Genomic DNA, 17,521 nt, shown 5'->3' on the forward strand with positions numbered 1-17,521 from the left:
CTTCAATGCCCAAAGACACCTCGATCCGCAAAATTCTCGTGATCGGCTCAGGTCCGATCGTCATTGGCCAAGGTTGCGAATTCGATTATTCGGGAACGCAAGCCTGTAAAGCCCTCAAAGAAGAGGGGTACGAGGTAGTCCTCATCAACTCCAATCCCGCCACCATCATGACGGATCCGGAGTTTGCCCCCAGAACGTACATCGAACCCATCACCCCCGAGTTTGTGGAAAAGGTGATCCTCCGGGAAAAACCGGATGCCCTGCTTCCTACCCTCGGCGGACAAACCGCCCTCAACTGCGCCATGGAACTCCACAGGAGCGGAGTCCTGGAACGCGAGGGCGTCCGCATGATCGGAGCCAACGCCGACGCTATCGACAAGGGCGAAGACCGCCTGAGATTCAAGGAAGCCATGATCAAAATAGGTCTGGACGTTCCCAAGTCCGGAGTCGCTCACAACATGGTGGAATCTCGCGACATCGCCGTTGAGATCGGTACCTTCCCGCTCATCATCCGCCCCGCCTTCACCCTTGGCGGCACAGGCGGCGGCATCGCTTACAACAAAACGGAATTCGAAGAAATCGCGGCACGGGGCCTTGATCTCTCACCGACAACGGAAATCCTGATTGAGGAATCCCTGCTCGGATGGAAGGAATTCGAAATGGAAGTCATGCGCGACCGTGCCGACAACTGCGTCGTTATCTGCTCTATTGAAAACCTCGACCCCATGGGCGTCCATACCGGCGACTCCATCACCGTCGCTCCCATCCAGACACTCACGGACCGCGAGTACCAAGTCATGCGCGACGCCTCTTTCGCCGTCATCCGCGAAATCGGTGTCGAAACGGGAGGATCCAACATCCAATTCGCCACCGATCCCAAAACGGGCCGCATGATCGTCATCGAAATGAACCCGCGCGTGTCCCGCTCATCGGCTCTTGCCTCGAAAGCCACCGGCTTCCCGATTGCCAAATTCGCCGCCAAACTCGCCGTCGGCTATACCCTCGACGAATTGCGCAACGACATCACCCGGGAAACCCCTGCCTCATTTGAACCCTCCATCGACTATGTCGTGACCAAAGTCCCGCGCTTTACCTTCGAGAAATTCAAGGATGCCGACCCGACTCTGACCACCTCCATGAAGTCCGTCGGCGAAGCCATGGCCATTGGCCGCACCTTCAAGGAATCCCTCCAGAAGGCGCTCCGTTCGCTGGAAACCGGACGCTGGGGATTCGGTTTCGACAGCAAAATGCCGAAAAATCCCTCCACCGACGAAATATCCCGCAAGCTGGCAGTTCCGAACGCCGAACGCATCTTCTGGCTCCAGACGGCTTTTGCCCACGGATTCACCGCCGAAGAAATCCACGACATCACCCAAATCGATCCCTGGTTCCTCGCCCAGCTCGAAGATTTGGCCATCTCCGGCGAACGCCTCTCCGACATCCCCCTCGAAAAAGCGAAGAAACTCGGATTCTCCGACCGCCAGATCGCCCTGGCCCGCGGAGAATCGGAAGACAGCGTCCGCGACGAACGCAAGAAGCGCGGCATTGTCCCGACTTACCGCCTCGTCGACACCTGCGCTGCCGAATTCGAAGCCTACACTCCGTACTACTATTCTTGCTATGGAGATGAAAACGAAGCCCGCCCGTCCGACAAGAAGAAAATCATGATCCTCGGCGGCGGTCCCAACCGTATCGGCCAGGGTATTGAGTTCGACTACTGCTGCGTCCATGCCTCCTTCGCCCTGAAGGAACTCGGCTACGAGACCATCATGGTCAACTCCAATCCCGAAACCGTCTCCACCGACTACGATACGTCCGACAAGCTCTACTTCGAGCCCCTGACTCTGGAAGACGTCCTCAACATCTGCGACCAGGAAAAACCCGATGGCGTCATCGTCCAATTCGGCGGACAGACCCCCCTGAACCTCGCCGCTGAACTGGAACGCCACGGCGTGCCTATTATCGGAACCAGCCCGAAGTCCATCGAGCTGGCAGAAGACCGCAAATACTTCTCAGCTCTGCTGGACAAGCTCGGTCTCAAGCAGGCTGATGCCGGGACGGCCACCTCTCCCGAGGAGGCCCTGGACGTTGCCAACCGCATCGGTTATCCCGTCCTAGTCCGCCCCTCTTTCGTCCTTGGCGGACGAGCCATGATGATCGTCTATGACGACGAAGAATTGACCCGTTACATGCGGGAAGCCGTCGACGCCTCTCCGGAACGCCCCATCCTTGTGGACCGCTTCCTCGAAAATGCCGTGGAAATCGACGTCGACGTTATCTCCGACGGCCAAATCTCCGTCGTCGGGGCTATCATGCAACACGTCGAACCTGCCGGAATCCACTCGGGAGACTCCGCCTGCATGATCCCAGCAGCCGGTATCTCCATGCGCATGCACAAGGAAATCATGCGCGCCGCGAAGGAACTTGCACGTGAACTGGAAGTGAAGGGCCTGATGAACATCCAGTTTGCCGTCAAGGAAGAACAGCTTTACATCATCGAAGTCAATCCCCGTGCTTCCCGCACGGTTCCTTTCGCCTCCAAAACGATTGGAAAACCCCTCGCCAAACTGGCAGCCAAGGTCATGGCCGGCAAGACTCTCGCCGAACTCGGGTTCACGAAGGAAATCATCCCGGACTATTACTCCATCAAGGAAGCCGTCTTCCCGTGGAACCGCTTCCCCGGCATCGACGTCGTCCTCGGCCCGGAAATGCACTCCACCGGCGAAGTCATGGGCATCGACCCGGATCCCGACATTGCTTTCGCCAAGTCGCAGATCAGCGCCTTCAATCCCCTTCCGGAAAAAGGCATGGTATTCATTTCCGTCAGTGACCGGGATAAAGAAAGCGTCGTCCCCCTGGCCCGGACGCTTGTGAAGCTCGGCTTCGAGCTCTGCGCCACGCGCGGCACAATGATCCACCTCCTCCAGCACGACATCGAGTGCGAACGCGCCTACAAAGTCAACGAAGGCAAACGCCCGAATATTGTAGACAAGATCAAGAATGGCGAAATCGCCTTCATCATCAACACGCCCGGCAATCATGACGCCCGTAAGGACGACGTCCTCATCCGCGCTTCGGCCGTCTCCACCAAGACGTCCTACTGCACGAATATGGCATCAGCCAAGGCATGCGTCGGAGCCATGGACGGCATCCGCAACAAAAGCGCGGACGTACAAACCCTCCAAGAATACCACGGGCTGGCCTGAACCAGTTCCAACATATCCCCTCAAGCAGACAGCCCGCTTCCGATCATTCGGGGCGGGCTGTTTCGTTACATGCCTCCATCAAGGGGAAATGTTTGGAGTAAAGCACCACAGCAATCCCAAGCCGGCAACGGGTACCACATTTTCGGGGATCCTGGAAAGGGAATTATTCCTCGTCCCAGAACAACTCGTCCAGCGTCTTGCCCAAGACATGACAGATAGAAAGGCAAAGATTCAGCGTCGGATTGTATTTGTCCAGCTCAATCAACCCAATCGTCTGCCGAACGACGCCGACTGCCGCGGCCAGTTCTTCCTGAGACATCCCCCGGGCGACTCTGGCCAGCTTCAGTCGCAGACCCCGCGATGGATGGACGGATTTATTTTCCTTCGTCATCTTTGTTCTCCAATGCCTGTTCGGCTCTTTTCTCCGCCTGAAGAATAGAGAATTTCATCCCATAATACCAACCTATGCCACACACCACTCCCAAAGCCATCCTGCAATACGCATTCCAGCCCCACTCGAAAGGTACACCCAGGCAATACGGCATTCCCCATAGCATGAAGCAGGTCATTACGACCGAAAAAACAACCGCTCTCTTCTTTAATTCCCTAAACCTGTCTTTCCCTGAACGGGCAACAAGCTTCCGATCGGGAGACATCAACAGTAATCCCTTCTTGACCAGAAGAAGGGTCAAGATCGAACATGGTATGAACCAGACGAGCAGATTGACCAGCTGGACCGCTGTATCATGGAGGAATAAATAGTAAAGATTCCCTAATACATAGACCCAGAAACAAAACATAAACGCCCTGCTGAGATACGTCTGCCGCAACTGTACCATACACTCGTCGGACTTTTCCGTAAAAACAGCTCTGTTCCTCACATAGTGCACCAAAAGGTACACAACCGACAACAGGGATACCAATTCCAAATAGTAAATGTTTACCTCACGGGAAATGAACAGGAATTTGACGACTCCGCCGAGAATGATCATCGCGAGCATCAAAGGATACCACCTTGCCAACAGCTGATGAGACAATTTGACAAGACGTTCGTCTGTAGCCGTTACTTTTTTCATACTCTGACAATGTAATATAAATATTCCATTTTGCAATATATATTTTGCATTTTAGTCCATTCCTTCCAAAAATTGACACATTCGATGTCCTACTTTTCTCCCGATTGCAGTCTGCCTCCTTGACTTGCCAAGCCGGGAGTCGTTAGGTTACGGACAATAACTCATGAGATACCTTCCTGTAACTCCAATCCTTGTGGCGGCCGTATCCCTCGTTAGCACGGGAGCACTCCACGCCGATGAACAACATGCAGATGCTTCCGCCACGGAAGCAACGGCACTCAAGCAGGCAAACGAAACCAATACCCTCCAACAGGATCCCAGAATCGTCTCCGGCGTCCTGCCGAACGGATTGGAATATTTCATCCGACCCAATCTGGAGCCCAAGGGTCGCATGAGTCTCAAGCTCCGCGTCAACACGGGATCCCTGAATGAAGTCGAAGAAAACCGGGGGATCTCCCACTTCCTGGAACACATGGTGTTCAACGGAAGCAACCACTTCAAACGCGGGGAAATCATGGAAGTCATGCAGCGCCACGGACTCGGTCTGGGAGGCGATGCCAATGCCTACACATCCTTCGACGAAACAGTTTACATGCTGGAATTGCCCAGCCTCAAGCCCGACACGGTCGATCTCGCCTTCACCATTCTGCGCGACTTCGCCGACGGAGCCCATCTGGACGAAAGCGCCATCAACTCCGAGCGCGGCATCATTACCAGCGAATACCGCGTCCGCGACTCCGCCCAGCAGCGCATGATGCAGGAAGCCCTCGGATTCCTCCTCGACGGTACCATTGTTGCAGAACGCATGCCGATCGGCACGCTGGATTTCATCAACAAGGGACCTCGCTCTCTCTTCCTTGACTACTACAAGACCCACTACACTCCGGATAACATGCAGCTTGTCATCGTCGGAGACATCACTCCCGAACAAGGCAAGGAGTGGGTGGAAAAATACTTCTCTTCCATGACAAAAACTCCGGAAGGTCCCGCCAAGGGAGACTGGGGACGCATCAAACCCTACAAGGGTGTCGCCGCTAAATGGATTTCCAACAAGGACGCTTCCGGTACGGAAGTCTCCCTCGTAAACGCCAAGGCACATGCAACGGAAGCGGATACGGTCGAAAAACGTATCAAGGATCTCACGGATAACGCCGCCATGGCCATGCTTAACCGCCGCCTTGCCGAACTGACGAAGAAAGAAGACTGCCCCTTCATCAAAGCCGGCATGGGCAAGGACACCATGTTCCAGCTTGCGGATCTCTCCACATTGACAGCCAACACAACGCCCGACAAATGGGGACAAACCCTTTCCGTCCTCGAACAGGAACTCCGCCGCGCCCAGCAGTACGGCTTCTCTAAGAATGAAGTTGAAGATATCATCAAGGATATGGTCAACGACGCCCAAGTCGCCGTTCAATCCTGGGAAACAAACAAATCGGCAGACCTGAGTGGCAGCATTGCTCAAAGCATCGCCCAGCAGGAAGTTTTCACCGATCCCCGCGAAGACATGCGAGTCCTCCAAAAGGCCATTGCAGACAAGGCTATCACACCGGAAAACTGCCAGAAAGCCCTCCAAAAGATCCTCGACTTGAAAAACATCAAGATCACGGTCTCCGGCAAGGAAGCCAACCCGAATGGAGACAAGGACATCGTCAAGGCCTTTGAAGCCTCCTCGTCCGTCCCGGTAGAAGCCCGGGCGGAAGAAGCCCGTACCCCCTTTGCCTACGACCATATCGGAGAACCCGGTAAAGTCGTATCCAGCAAGGAAGACCCCAGGACGGGAGCCCGCCAGATCGTTCTTTCCAACGGCATCCGGGTCAACCTCAAACCCACGGAATTCGACAAGGACATTATCCGCGTCCAGGCTGAAATCGACGGCGGTTCCGTCACCATGCCCAAGGGAAGCGAAGCTCTCTCCATCCTTGCCCCCGTCATCGTCAATAACGGAGGTCTGGAAGCTCACTCCATTGATGACCTGGCACGACTCATGGCCGGCCATGCCGTGAAATCCGGTTTCTCCATCAGCGATGAACGATTCAACGTCAGCGGAGAAACAACTCCCAAGGATCTTGAGCTGGAACTAAAGCTCATTGCCGCTCAACTCATGCACTCCGGGTACCGTCCGGAAGCCGAAATCACCTTCCGCCGATCTATCCCCCTGCTCTATGACATGCTGGGCAAAAAGCCCGAAGGCCTCCTCCAGAAAGAAGGCATGGAATTCCTCTATAACAATAACGGCAAATTCCATTTCCCGGAACGCCGGGAATTGGAAAAACTGACAACCGCAGACGTCAAAAACTGGATTGATCCCGCCCTGAAAAACAACTATATGGAGGTATCGCTCGTCGGAGATTTCAAGCCAGATGACGTCATCCCCATTCTGGAACGCACCATCGGAGCTCTTCCAAAAAGGCAGGATGCCCCCGCAGCTCTGAACCAGGATTCCCTCAAAGTCTCCTTTGCAGATTCCGGCAGTGCCAAGGACATCTCCTATCCAAGTTCAATTGACCGGACTCTCGTCTGCACCGTCTGGCCGACGAGCGACGGCAAGGATGCCCAGAAAGCACGTGAATTGAAGTTGATGAAGGACATCCTGCGGGAACGCCTCTTCAAAGGTATTCGTGAAAAAATGGGAGAAGCCTATTCACCCTTCGTCCTTGATGAAGCCAGTCTCACCTATCCGGACAACGGGTACATGATGTCCGTCGCCCCCGGCGTCCTTGCCAATAAGGATAAAGTGGCCAAGGCCGTCATGGAAATTACCGGAGATCTCGCCAAGGGAACTATCACTGAAGACGAATTCAGCCGAGCCTTGAAGCCTCTAATCAACCGAGTGGAACGTGCCTTGCGCGACAATGGGTTCTGGCTGTCTGCCATTTCCAAGTCCCAGTCCAAACCGGAAAGCGTCGACCGCGCCGTAGACGCCCTCAAGGGGTACAAGGCCATCACGGTGGATGATATGAACAAACTCGCCAAGGAAATCTTCAAACCCGGCCGCGAAATCTCCATCAACATCATCCCTGACATTCAGGAACCTGCCAAAACCGGAGACGGCGAGAAAAAAAAAAGTGATCAAGCCGTAGCTCCGTCCGCAGCCATTTCTGTCCTGGCTCGCCCGGCAAAACAAGTGGTAAAAAAAACAGGAAATAATTCCCCGTACATCGTCCTCGTCTCCGAAGAGACGAAGGCGATGCCAGAATGGATGGCTGTCGCCGAAGCCCTGAAGGCCAAACACAATGCCAAAATCCTCACCTATAAAGGAACGCCTGACTCAGCCCTGCCAGCCTTGAAGAAAGAAGAGGTCCGTTACATGGCTCTCGTCGCCCCTCCCGAACAAATCGACCGCAACCTCGTCAACAAACTTCACCGCCTTACCCGCAAAATTGACGACGATCCCTACGGCGACTGCATTTGGGGCATCATTACCGGCTTTACCCCGGACGATGCCATGCGTATCGCCAAAGCAAGCGAACCTCTGACGATCACTCGTGCCCAAGGTACGACCAATGTCGATGCTTCCCGCTTCACCGACAGCATGTGCATCACCGACTGGGGTCCCTACGAATTCGTAGAACAGCACGGACACCAGGAAGCAAAAGTACAACCCTTTCCGGAAAGCGACAAGGGAGTCGTTCCCAAGTTCGCCGAATTCTGGGAAAAGTCCCATCCGGAACTCGTCGTCACCTCCTCCCACGCCACCCAGTACAATCTGGAAATGCCCTTCGGAAAGGGATTGATCGTTTCCTACGACAATAAATTCCACCTGATGGGCATCAACCAGAAGAAAGAATATGCCTCTTTCCTCAAAGGAGTCCTTTTCGACGGCAAGGAAGAAGAGCTCGCCTCTTACATCCAGCAGCAAAAACCGCCCGTTCTCGCCCATGATGCCACACCCAAGGTATGGATTGCAGCCGGCAACTGCCTCTTCGGCGATACTAAAAAGACTCGCAACTCAATGGCCGTCACGGCTCTGAGCGGGTACGGCTGCAACCAGCTCGTCGGCTACACAGTTCCTTCCTGGTACGGCAAAGGCGGCTGGGGCACCCTGTCCCTGATTTTCAACAACCATGATAAAAGCTCCTTCTCCGAAGCGTGGTACCTGAACAACCAGTTCATCCTGGATGAAACCCTGCGTAAATATCCGGCCTTAATCAATGTCGATTTCAACGCATCCTCCATCAACGCCATTAAAGAGGAAGACCCCGGCTTCATGGAAGCCATGACCAAAGCCAACTGCGGCCTCGGACAAGAACAAATGGGACTCGTTCATGATCGTGACGTCGTGGCCTTCTACGGAGATCCCGTCTGGGTGGCGCGGCTGGACGAATCTCACACCAAATCCCCCTGGTCCGTTACCTGGAATGACGCGGAAGATCCGGCTAAAGGACTGACCGTCACCGCCAATGCGGATTACAACGGCCGCTTCGCCGTTTGGTTTCCCAAACGCCTCCAGGTTAAAAAAGCGGACATCACCATCGACGGGAAAAAGCAGCCTCTGACAGAAGTGGGCACTCTCACCAACGATTTTATTCTCATCCCCGATCTGAAGCTGGGCCGCAAGCAACAGGCAGAAATCACCTTCTGATTCAATCTCGGAATACTTCTCACCCCACGGCGAATTCCTGCATGGAATTCGCCGTTTCCCATTTTCTCCCGTATCGCCTTGACTTCCTCGCCTATCAAAGAAATACCGGATTTATTCATGAAAAAGCTATCGTTCATCCTCATTGCCATCCTCCTGGCTACTCTGGGCACTTGGTATTTCTGGCCGGAATACGGCGATAGCTACTCCGAACAACAGCGACAGCTCTGGAACCAGCGGCGGGGCCTCATGCATCCTCTTTGCATCGAATCATATGATAACGAAGGTATTATCAAACCTGATACTTCAGGTCTCAAACTATTTTCAGGATTAAAGATCCGCCGTTACGAACAAGCGCAGCATGTTGTCAAGCAGAGCATAAAAATAGACAAGGCTCTTCAACAACAACAGTTCCAATTGAGAAATCAATTGGCGCCCTCATGCAGTTTTGTCGTCAACAAACAGGGAAATGAACAGGAACTTCCTCAGGAAGGACTCTCTTCCGTTCAACTGAAAGAGCAGATCAAACAGGGTGATACAACTGCCCCACTCACCTATTTATTGAGAATATCAGCTCAAAACGAGTACAGAAATCCAGCCCTCAATTCCTGGATGGGTTTTCAAAACGCCCGGCAACACCTGATGCAAGCCGCTCAATATGGCTCCCGAACAGCCCCCTTTCTTCTTCGTTATCTGGAAACCATGAGGGACACTGCCGCCACATATGACCGAAAGGCCTATTATGCAACAAGTACCCCCTTTCAGACGCCCAAGGTTCCCATTTTCCACGGATTGGAATCCATGCCAGGATACCAGGAATTCCATCAGGAATTGTTACAGGGAAATTACGAAGATTTCGCTGTCCTGGAATGTATTATCCCTGAACAGGATAAAGATGTACTCAAAAGAGATATCTACAATCATCTTCTTTCTCTCTCAAAAAAGGGAGATCTACAAGCACAACGACATCTGGTACGAATGATCCTTGAGATGTTTGAGCAGGTTCCATTCAGAAAGGACAACGCTATCAGGGAAGTCCATACGGCCGCGGCAAACGCTATCGGTAGAATTCCTGGTTTCAGGAATATCAGTTATTCTCTGGCAACCGGTCTTGTAAGATTGGGAATATACACACCGGAAGACAGTACAGAGTGGGCATATTACAGTGAAGCCTCCCAATATGCCTACCGGACAGCCCGTCAAGGAGACTTAACCTGTATGTACCTTTGGCTCCGTTTCGGCATCGAAACCAAAGATTACTTCTCACAAGAAGAATGGGAAAATATATTTGCCTTCACACACCGTCTTTTGGAAACCGGGTACACCCCATTTATCGATTACGTATCGACCCACGAAGCATGGCCCTCCCTGTATCAATTGATCATTCGATCTTACTATCCTCCAGCATCGTGGGAACAAATCGTTCAACAATGCATGAGTGAGCAACAAAAATCTGTCATTGAGCACCCTGAAGATCAGTTCACCTATAATCTTGGTTACTCTGATCTTGGTTACGCTGTTTCGGAATTCGAAAAAACTTTCCGTTCTGCCGATCCATCAACTCTTCACGAACTGGAAGAGTGGTGCGATACCTGTTACCGTGACGGCCACCTGCCAGCACTTTATGCTTTTGCCCGCATTTATTCCCAGGGGATCGGAGTGCCGAAAAATCCGGGCAAGGCCTACCTCCTCCTGAAACGAGCACTTTCAGAAGCCATTTACTATCCGAACTGGACAGTTTACTGCGACGACAATAAAGATCTTCTCTTCAGGTTTGGTCTGGTTGTCAATGGCGCGACACAGTTCGAAAACAGCGTCAAACTCCAACTCATCAGCCTCGTTCTCGACCACTCGGAATTCCCGGGGCGCGACGAACAGGAAGCCTTTCAACTGGCAAATTCCATGTACCACAAATTCTCCGGATCCCCGGACGATGGCCCCTATCTCTACGTTCTGGGCAGAATCTACGAACAAGGGACAGGAACCCCGGTAGACCTTCGTAAAGCTCTGAATTACTACAAACTATCAGTTCTTTCCAAATACCCGAATACCGGATGTGAGAAACGATATCAGAAACTCGTGGACGAAATAGGGGAAGAACAAGAAGAAGACAAGGCGTCTCTGCAGAAATCTGCCGTCCCCAGCCCTTCAGGGGATTGACTTGACTTTTCAACTTCAAACGATACCGTTTGATGCAAGCACTCAAGCAACAAACACATCACTATGACCGATCGCAGAATCGTAATTACAGGCATTGGTGTCATCAGCCCTCTGGGCAATGATCTCAAGACGACCTGGGAGGGCCTCAAGGCCGGCCGTAGCGGCATTGACCTGATCAAGTCAATGGACACCACTGACTACCAGGCAAAAATCGCCGGTGAAGTGAAGGATTTCGATCCTGCTCCCTTCTTCAAAAATCCGAAGGAATCACGCCGCGTTGACCGTTTCACACACTTTGCCGTCGCCGCAGCTAAAATGGCCATTGAAGACTCCGGTCTTGATGTGGAAAACGAAGACAAGACCCGTATCGGCGTCATGATCGGCAGCGGCATCGGCGGCCTCGGCACGCTGGAAGCCCAGCACAAGACTCTTCTCGAACGTGGCCCGAATCGCGTTTCCCCGTTCATGATCCCCTACATGATCAGCAACATTTCTTCCGGCATTGTTGCTATGGAACACGGCTTTGCCGGCCCCAACATGTGCATCGTAACGGCTTGTGCTACCTCTAACCACAATATTGGAGAAGCATGGCGCATCATGAAGTTCGGGGATGCCGACGTCATGGTTACCGGCGGTTCGGAAGCTACCATTCTTCCCACCGGCCTCGCCGGATTCTCCAACATGAAGGCTCTCAGCACGCGCAATGACGATCCGGCTACCGCCTCCCGTCCGTTCGACGTAGACCGCGACGGCTTCGTCATGGGCGAAGGCGCCGGTGTCGTGATTCTCGAAACGCTGGAACACGCTACAAAACGCGGAGCTCATATCTATGGAGAGCTCGTCGGCTACGGCATCAGTGCCGATGCCTACCACCTGACAGCCCCCCTGCCCGAAGGCGAAGGTGCCGCACGCTGCATGCAGATGGCTCTCGAACACGCCGGAATGAAGCCGGAAGACATTGATTATGTCAACGCCCACGGCACTTCGACTCCCGTCGGAGACGTTTGCGAAACGAAGGCGCTCAAAGCCGTCTTCGGCGACCATGCCAAAAACGGCCTCCTTGTCAGCTCCACGAAGTCCATGACAGGCCACCTCCTCGGAGCTGCCGGTGGAGTGGAATTGGCAGCTTGCCTCATGGCCATGCAAGACGATATCGTTCCTCCGACGATCAACATCATCAATCAGGATCCGGATTGCGACCTCGACTATGTCGCCAACAAGGCTCGCCATGTCAGAATCAATGCCGCCCTGAGTAACTCATTCGGCTTCGGCGGGCACAATTCCACCGTCGTTGTAAAGCGCTTCGAATAAAGCCCCCCGCGAAACTATCTTTTCAATGGGGCATTCCGTACTACCTAGACGGGGTGCCCCATTGCTTTCACCCCTTCCTCTTACTAACCATGGACTCCACTGCTTCATCCCAGCATCCCTCCTACCGGGATAAAACCATCCTGCACGAATATATCTTATGGGTGGCCGTCTGGAGCATTCTCGGCACGGCCGCCATGGTCATTGCCTATTCAATCGGCTGGCTGGCCAATTGGAGTGCCCATATCCGGGGAGTCCTATCCGCACCGCCCTTCCTGTTAAGCGATTCGGCGGCAACGGTTCCTCCTCTTTCAATCTTCCTCATCAGCCTGTCCGTTACTCTGTTTTTCACCCATTCCCTTTTAGGGATCCGCGGGTTGGGCATGCGCCTGTTGATACTGGCGGCAGCCACCGTTCTGGTTTCCCTGTGTACTCCGGTCTGTGCGTTGTGGAATGTATTCCTGAGTCCGGGCGGCATTCTGCTATCCCTGGTCGTCTCCGGGCTGGGAGCATCCGTGACAGCTGCTATCCTGCAACGCCATCAAGATGCTCGGAGCATAGTATCCCGATAACGACGATCCCCCGATCTTTTCTCCATGAATGCTCTGGATTACCCGCCGGCCGTCCTGGAACTTGTCCTGCATCTCAAATCCCTGCCCAGCATAGGAACCAGGGGGGCGGAACGCATGGCCCTCTGGATGCTTCAGAACCACAGGGAAGAAGCTGCCTCGCTGGCTAAAAGCATTCTTGAAACCATGGATGCCGTCCAACACTGTCCCGAATGCGGATTCTTTACCCAAGGCGAGGGACTCTGCCCTGCCTGCGAGGATCCGATGCGGGATCATAAACTTTTTTGCGTCGTCGAACAGGCAACGGACATCCTGCCAATCGAACGCAGCAGCGCTTTTCAGGGAGTTTACCACTGTCTGGGAGGCAAACTTTCCCCTCTGGACGATGTCGGCCCGGAAGATTTAAATATCGAATCCCTGATCTCCCGGGTTGAACGGGAAGGAGACTGCGAGATTATCCTCGCAACCGGTTCCGATGTCGAAGGAGAAGCTACGGCAACTTACCTCACCGGTATCCTGAAAGCCAAAGGTTGCCGTGTCTCGCGCCTGGCCCAGGGATTGCCCGCAGGCTCCGGTCTCGTCCATGCGGATGCCCTGACGCTGATGAAAGCCCTTCAAGGGCGGACGGAGTGCTGAGCCGTCGTTTGTCCCTCAAACGGAGAGATTGTCTCCGTCGCACAGCGAATCAATCCTGGCTCGATTGAAATCCGACGGACACACCGTCACCTGAACACGGTCGCCGGGTTTCAAGACATCGCGCAAAGGTGCATTCTTCAATTCGACAAATGCAATTGTCTGCTTCCCATTGGGAAATGTAGCTCGAAAAGCTGTCTCGGCAAAACGATCGACAATAACGCAGAATGTCTTGATAAAATTGGACGGATAAGCGGACTGTTTCATAAGAGATTGGAAATCCGGATCAAGCGCGAAAAGGGAGATTACAGGCCAAACAACTGCCCGGCAGCATTACCGGCCTCGCGAAGCAACTCCGCCTGAATGGAACGTTTCTTCCTTTGGGAAGACTCCTTCCCTTCATCTTCCTTGCCGGCATCCTTTTGGTCATCTTTTTCCGGTTTGTCTGGATGAAGTACTTTTTCCGCACTTCCAAGCAGGAGATTGGCAACGGTCTTCACTCCGCCGCTACCCAATATCCGATCCTTGGCAGCAGCAATGAGACGGGCGCTCAAATCCTCCCGGGGACTATCCAGAGTACCGCTGAGGTTCATATTGGCCCAGAGATATCCGAGTTTTCCTCCGTTATTATCCGGAGTAAACACTTTTTCCTCAGCTCCGGGGATCATGGCAAGCAATCCCGGCAGAATCCCGATCTTCAATTGCCCGGACAATTGCTTGTCCGCACCAATTTCAACCCAGCCTTCCACTTGCCCCAACCCATCGCTGACCAATACCATATCCGTAAACCGCCAAGCATTCCGGGCATATTTAAAATTCGTCGAAACCTTGTCAAAATTAATTCGTTTGAATTTGGTGGAAAACGTAAACGCGTTCAACGTATCCAATACGGGCAAAGCCGTCAGCACAGCTTTATCCACATTCATTTCTCCTGAAACTTCCAACAGTCCGGTACGGTCACCCTGCACACGGGCCGTTGCCTGGATGGTTCCCTCCAGTTTCTTGACCCAGTCTTCATCCAGCAGCAATCCGCAATCAATGTCGCGGGCTACGGCACTGGCCCACCAGCGGGAATCGAACTTCTCCCACTCTCCCTCGGCATTGATCATCCCCCGCTTATCCAGCAAAATGCGGCAGTCCGCCACCGAAATCCGGTCCGGCCTGTACCGTGCAATTGCCTTTTCCAACGTTCCTTTCCTTAGAAAAGAAAATGGGAGTTCGATCCTGGCCCGTTCCAGAGAAACCCTGTATTCGTCATTCCCAAGTTCCGGGGATATCTGGACAACGGCATGGCTCAAGGCATAGGTACGCTCCCCATCCACGTAGGTAAAATTCAAATCACGAATCGAAGCATCCTCCACGGAGTACTTCAACGGCAAGAGGTACTCCTTCAACCAGTTCCCCTTCTTTTTTTCCGGTTTGCCATCGCCGGAAGAAACGGGTTCCTCCGGCAGAGTTTCATCAGAAACAACGGCAACGGGGATAGGTTCGGAAACGGCAGGAGGTGCCGAGGTTCCCTTTTCCCGGGTAGCCAAAGCTATGGAAATGGAATCGGCCGTAATCTGCTTGATTCTGAAATGGCGGTCTAATAACGAAGCCCGGTCCACGACGGCATCCAGGCGGGATACCTCCAGTTTTTCCATGGTGCCAGCACCTTGTACAATGAATGAATCCGTTCCGACACTGGCCCCGCCCCAATTGAGAGGAGTGATCTCTACACTTTCAGCCTTGAGAGCTTTGGCTGCCTGTTGTTCCATTTTGTGACGAAAGTCGTCGCTGCCCAGATAGGAACCGATCCAGAAATAGGCCCCTACGAGGAAAAGAATCAATATACCTCCAAAAGAGATACATGAAACGAGAAAGATTCTCTTCCACGACCTTCCACGCGATGAATATCGCCTGCTTCTACGACCCGGCCTGCTCATGCCCATATCCTTACAATACAAATCCTCCCGGCTCAAGAGTGTTTATGGAAAGTTTAAAGAAATACATGTCGTCAATCTGATTCACGCAATTAGTCTCGACTTCCCCTCATTTCAGGCGTTACATTCTGCAAGCATATTGCCACCTTTTCCTTCATCGATTATGCTCAAAGCACAAGATATTTCATTTGAGGTTGATTCCCACGGAGAACCTCTGGTTCTTCTGAATAAAATCAATTTTGAAATTCCAGCCGGGCATTTTATGGCAATCGTCGGTACGTCGGGTTGTGGTAAAACGACCCTCTTAAAAACAATCGCCGGCATGAATTTGGAAACGGACGGGTCGTTTTTCTGGAAAGGCCGCGACTTATCCGAAGAAGACTTCGATCCATCGGAAATCGGTTACGTTCCTCAATTCAGCATTGCCTACGACCAGCTCACCGTCGATGAAAACATCGAAAGCGCCGCACGCCTCCGCGTTAAGTTTCCCCATCTTGAAGACATGGACGAACGGATCGACACCGTTCTGGAGGAAACCGGTCTCTCTTCCATCGCAGACCGGCGCGTTAAAATCCTCTCCGGCGGACAGAAGCGGCGCCTTGCCCTGGCCATGGAGCTCGTCTCCCAACCCCAGCTCCTGCTTTGCGACGAAGTCACCTCCGGTCTGGACCCTCAGTCGGAACAGGAAATCGTCGCCCTCCTGCGCGACATTGCCCACAAACAAGGCAGAATCGTCATCTCCGTCACGCACAGCCTCGCCAACCTTAACGATTACGACTCCGTCCTCGTCCTCCACCAGGGCAATGTCGCCTACCACGGATCGCCTCGCGGACTCGCCCACTACTTCGGCGTCACAAACCCGGTGGCCGTCTACCGGAAACTAGCCGTCCAATCCGGTGAAAAATGGGGCAAATCCTGGAACAAGCACAAAGATTCCTATTACGAGAAAACGGAAAAGGAACGCATCAAAAAAGTCGCTGTCGGAGAAATTCTCATCCAGGATAACAATAGCGGGATCATCGAAGAAAACAAGACACCCACTACCCCCATCCGCGATCCAAACGATCCCGATACCGACACAAGCGAATTGTCCGATAATGAGGATGAAAATGAAGTGGATTCCCCGGGTCTCATCAGCCAGTTTCTCACCCTGCTGGGCAGACGCTGGAAAATCTTCTTCCGCGACAGAACGCAGCTGACCCTCCAGCTCGCCATGATCATCCTCTTCCCTCTCATGGTCGCTCTCTTCTCCTCCAAGGGACAGGACCCCATCAATAAATACAGCGCCCAGAGGGATCAGAACATCATCACTGAAATCCAGCAAAAAGTCGCCATCGAACAGAATCAGGTCAAAGTCGGTTCCGCCGTTTCCGGGATCATCATGTTCGAAGTCATCCTCCTCGGTCTCATGGGATCCAACAATGCCGCCCGGGAAATCGCCGGAGAACGCCCCATCATGGAGAAAGAGAAATACGCCGGAATGAAGCCCGGGGCCTATCTCCTCAGCAAACTTGCCTTCCTCGTCTGCCTCATAGCCGTCCAGTCCCTGTGGATGTTCGGATTTGTCGAATATTTCTGGGCATTCCGCGGAGACACGCTGACACACATGGTTTTCCTCCTGTTAGCCAACGCGGCCATGACGGCAACCTGCCTGGGTATCTCCGCCCTGTCCAAATCTCCCGACCAGTCCTCCCTGCTCAGCATCTATCTGGTAGGGTTCCAGCTCCCCCTGTCCGGAGCCGTCCTTGCCCTGCCGACCCAATTCGAGCAAATCATCCGTCCGTTCATCTCGGCCTATTGGGCGTGGTCCGGCAGCATCTCCAGCCTGGAACCCTACGTGTACAATGCCGTCAAAGTCGTTGTCGACACGACACTGTCCCCAGCCAATCTTTGCTACGGAGTCCTCTCCATCCATATCCTGGTCGGCATTATCGCCACCTATGTCGGCGTCAAACATTCACAATGGGACTAGCCGGACCGATCCCGGACACCCCGTTTCTTCCTATTCCAGCCAAGTGAAAATCATAGACATCAGGTAAAAATCTGCTTGGCTGGACGCCTCTAT

General features: G+C 53.3%; 11 protein-coding genes. 7 read left to right on the forward strand and 4 right to left on the reverse strand.

Annotated features, from left to right (window positions below; all coding sequences use genetic code 11):
• Positions 1-5: 5 nt before the first annotated feature.
• Positions 6-3,206: a carbamoyl-phosphate synthase large subunit gene (gene carB / locus QET93_RS00410; RefSeq protein ID WP_280132596.1), complete on the forward strand. Its 3,201-nt coding sequence runs from the start codon at positions 6-8 to the stop codon at positions 3,204-3,206.
• A gap of 163 nt (positions 3,207-3,369) precedes the next feature.
• On the opposite strand, the gene QET93_RS00415 is transcribed toward carB, so the two are convergent.
• Both QET93_RS00415 and QET93_RS00420 read right to left on the reverse strand, forming a co-directional pair.
• A complete protein-coding gene (locus QET93_RS00415) occupies positions 3,370-3,597 on the reverse strand; it encodes a helix-turn-helix transcriptional regulator (RefSeq protein ID WP_280132597.1) in 228 nt (75 codons plus the stop codon).
• Positions 3,581-4,282: a hypothetical protein gene (locus QET93_RS00420; RefSeq protein ID WP_280126724.1), complete on the reverse strand. Its 702-nt coding sequence runs from the start codon at positions 4,280-4,282 to the stop codon at positions 3,581-3,583. The genes QET93_RS00415 and QET93_RS00420 overlap by 17 nt, the downstream gene beginning before the upstream one ends.
• Positions 4,283-4,445: 163 nt before the next feature.
• Here QET93_RS00420 and QET93_RS00425 point away from each other — a divergent pair, with 163 nt between their 5' ends.
• The 5 genes from QET93_RS00425 to recR all read left to right on the forward strand — a co-directional run bounded on the left by QET93_RS00425 (position 4,446) and on the right by recR (position 13,537).
• Positions 4,446-8,867: a M16 family metallopeptidase gene (locus QET93_RS00425; protein WP_280132598.1), complete on the forward strand. Its 4,422-nt coding sequence runs from the start codon at positions 4,446-4,448 to the stop codon at positions 8,865-8,867.
• A gap of 117 nt (positions 8,868-8,984) precedes the next feature.
• Entirely contained in the window at positions 8,985-11,024 is a 2,040-nt protein-coding gene (locus QET93_RS00430; protein ID WP_280132599.1) for an SEL1-like repeat protein, read from the forward strand.
• A gap of 63 nt (positions 11,025-11,087) precedes the next feature.
• Positions 11,088-12,335 (forward strand): beta-ketoacyl-ACP synthase II, encoded by a 1,248-nt coding sequence (fabF, locus tag QET93_RS00435; RefSeq protein ID WP_280126720.1) that lies wholly within the window; start codon positions 11,088-11,090, stop codon positions 12,333-12,335.
• A gap of 89 nt (positions 12,336-12,424) precedes the next feature.
• Entirely contained in the window at positions 12,425-12,904 is a 480-nt protein-coding gene (locus QET93_RS00440; RefSeq protein WP_280126719.1) for a hypothetical protein, read from the forward strand.
• A 24-nt stretch (positions 12,905-12,928) separates the two neighbouring features.
• Positions 12,929-13,537 carry a recombination mediator RecR gene (recR, locus tag QET93_RS00445; RefSeq protein WP_280126718.1) on the forward strand — a complete coding sequence of 203 codons (609 nt, stop codon included), beginning with the start codon at positions 12,929-12,931 and terminating at the stop codon, positions 13,535-13,537.
• 15 nt (positions 13,538-13,552) lie between these two features.
• Here recR and QET93_RS00450 read toward each other — a convergent pair whose 3' ends face one another.
• Both QET93_RS00450 and QET93_RS00455 read right to left on the reverse strand, forming a co-directional pair.
• Entirely contained in the window at positions 13,553-13,801 is a 249-nt protein-coding gene (locus QET93_RS00450; RefSeq protein WP_280126717.1) for a hypothetical protein, read from the reverse strand.
• Positions 13,802-13,839: 38 nt separating this feature from the next.
• Complete coding sequence (locus QET93_RS00455) at positions 13,840-15,363, reverse strand: hypothetical protein (RefSeq protein ID WP_280132600.1); 1,524 nt, start codon at positions 15,361-15,363, stop codon at positions 13,840-13,842.
• Between the two features lie 256 nt (positions 15,364-15,619).
• Between QET93_RS00455 and QET93_RS00460 the strand changes: the two genes are divergently transcribed.
• Positions 15,620-17,428 (forward strand): ATP-binding cassette domain-containing protein, encoded by a 1,809-nt coding sequence (locus QET93_RS00460; protein WP_280132601.1) that lies wholly within the window; start codon positions 15,620-15,622, stop codon positions 17,426-17,428.
• Positions 17,429-17,521 lie beyond the last annotated feature (93 nt).

Source organism: Akkermansia sp. N21116 (assembly GCF_029854705.2).
Taxonomy (GTDB): Bacteria; Verrucomicrobiota; Verrucomicrobiia; order Verrucomicrobiales; family Akkermansiaceae; genus Akkermansia.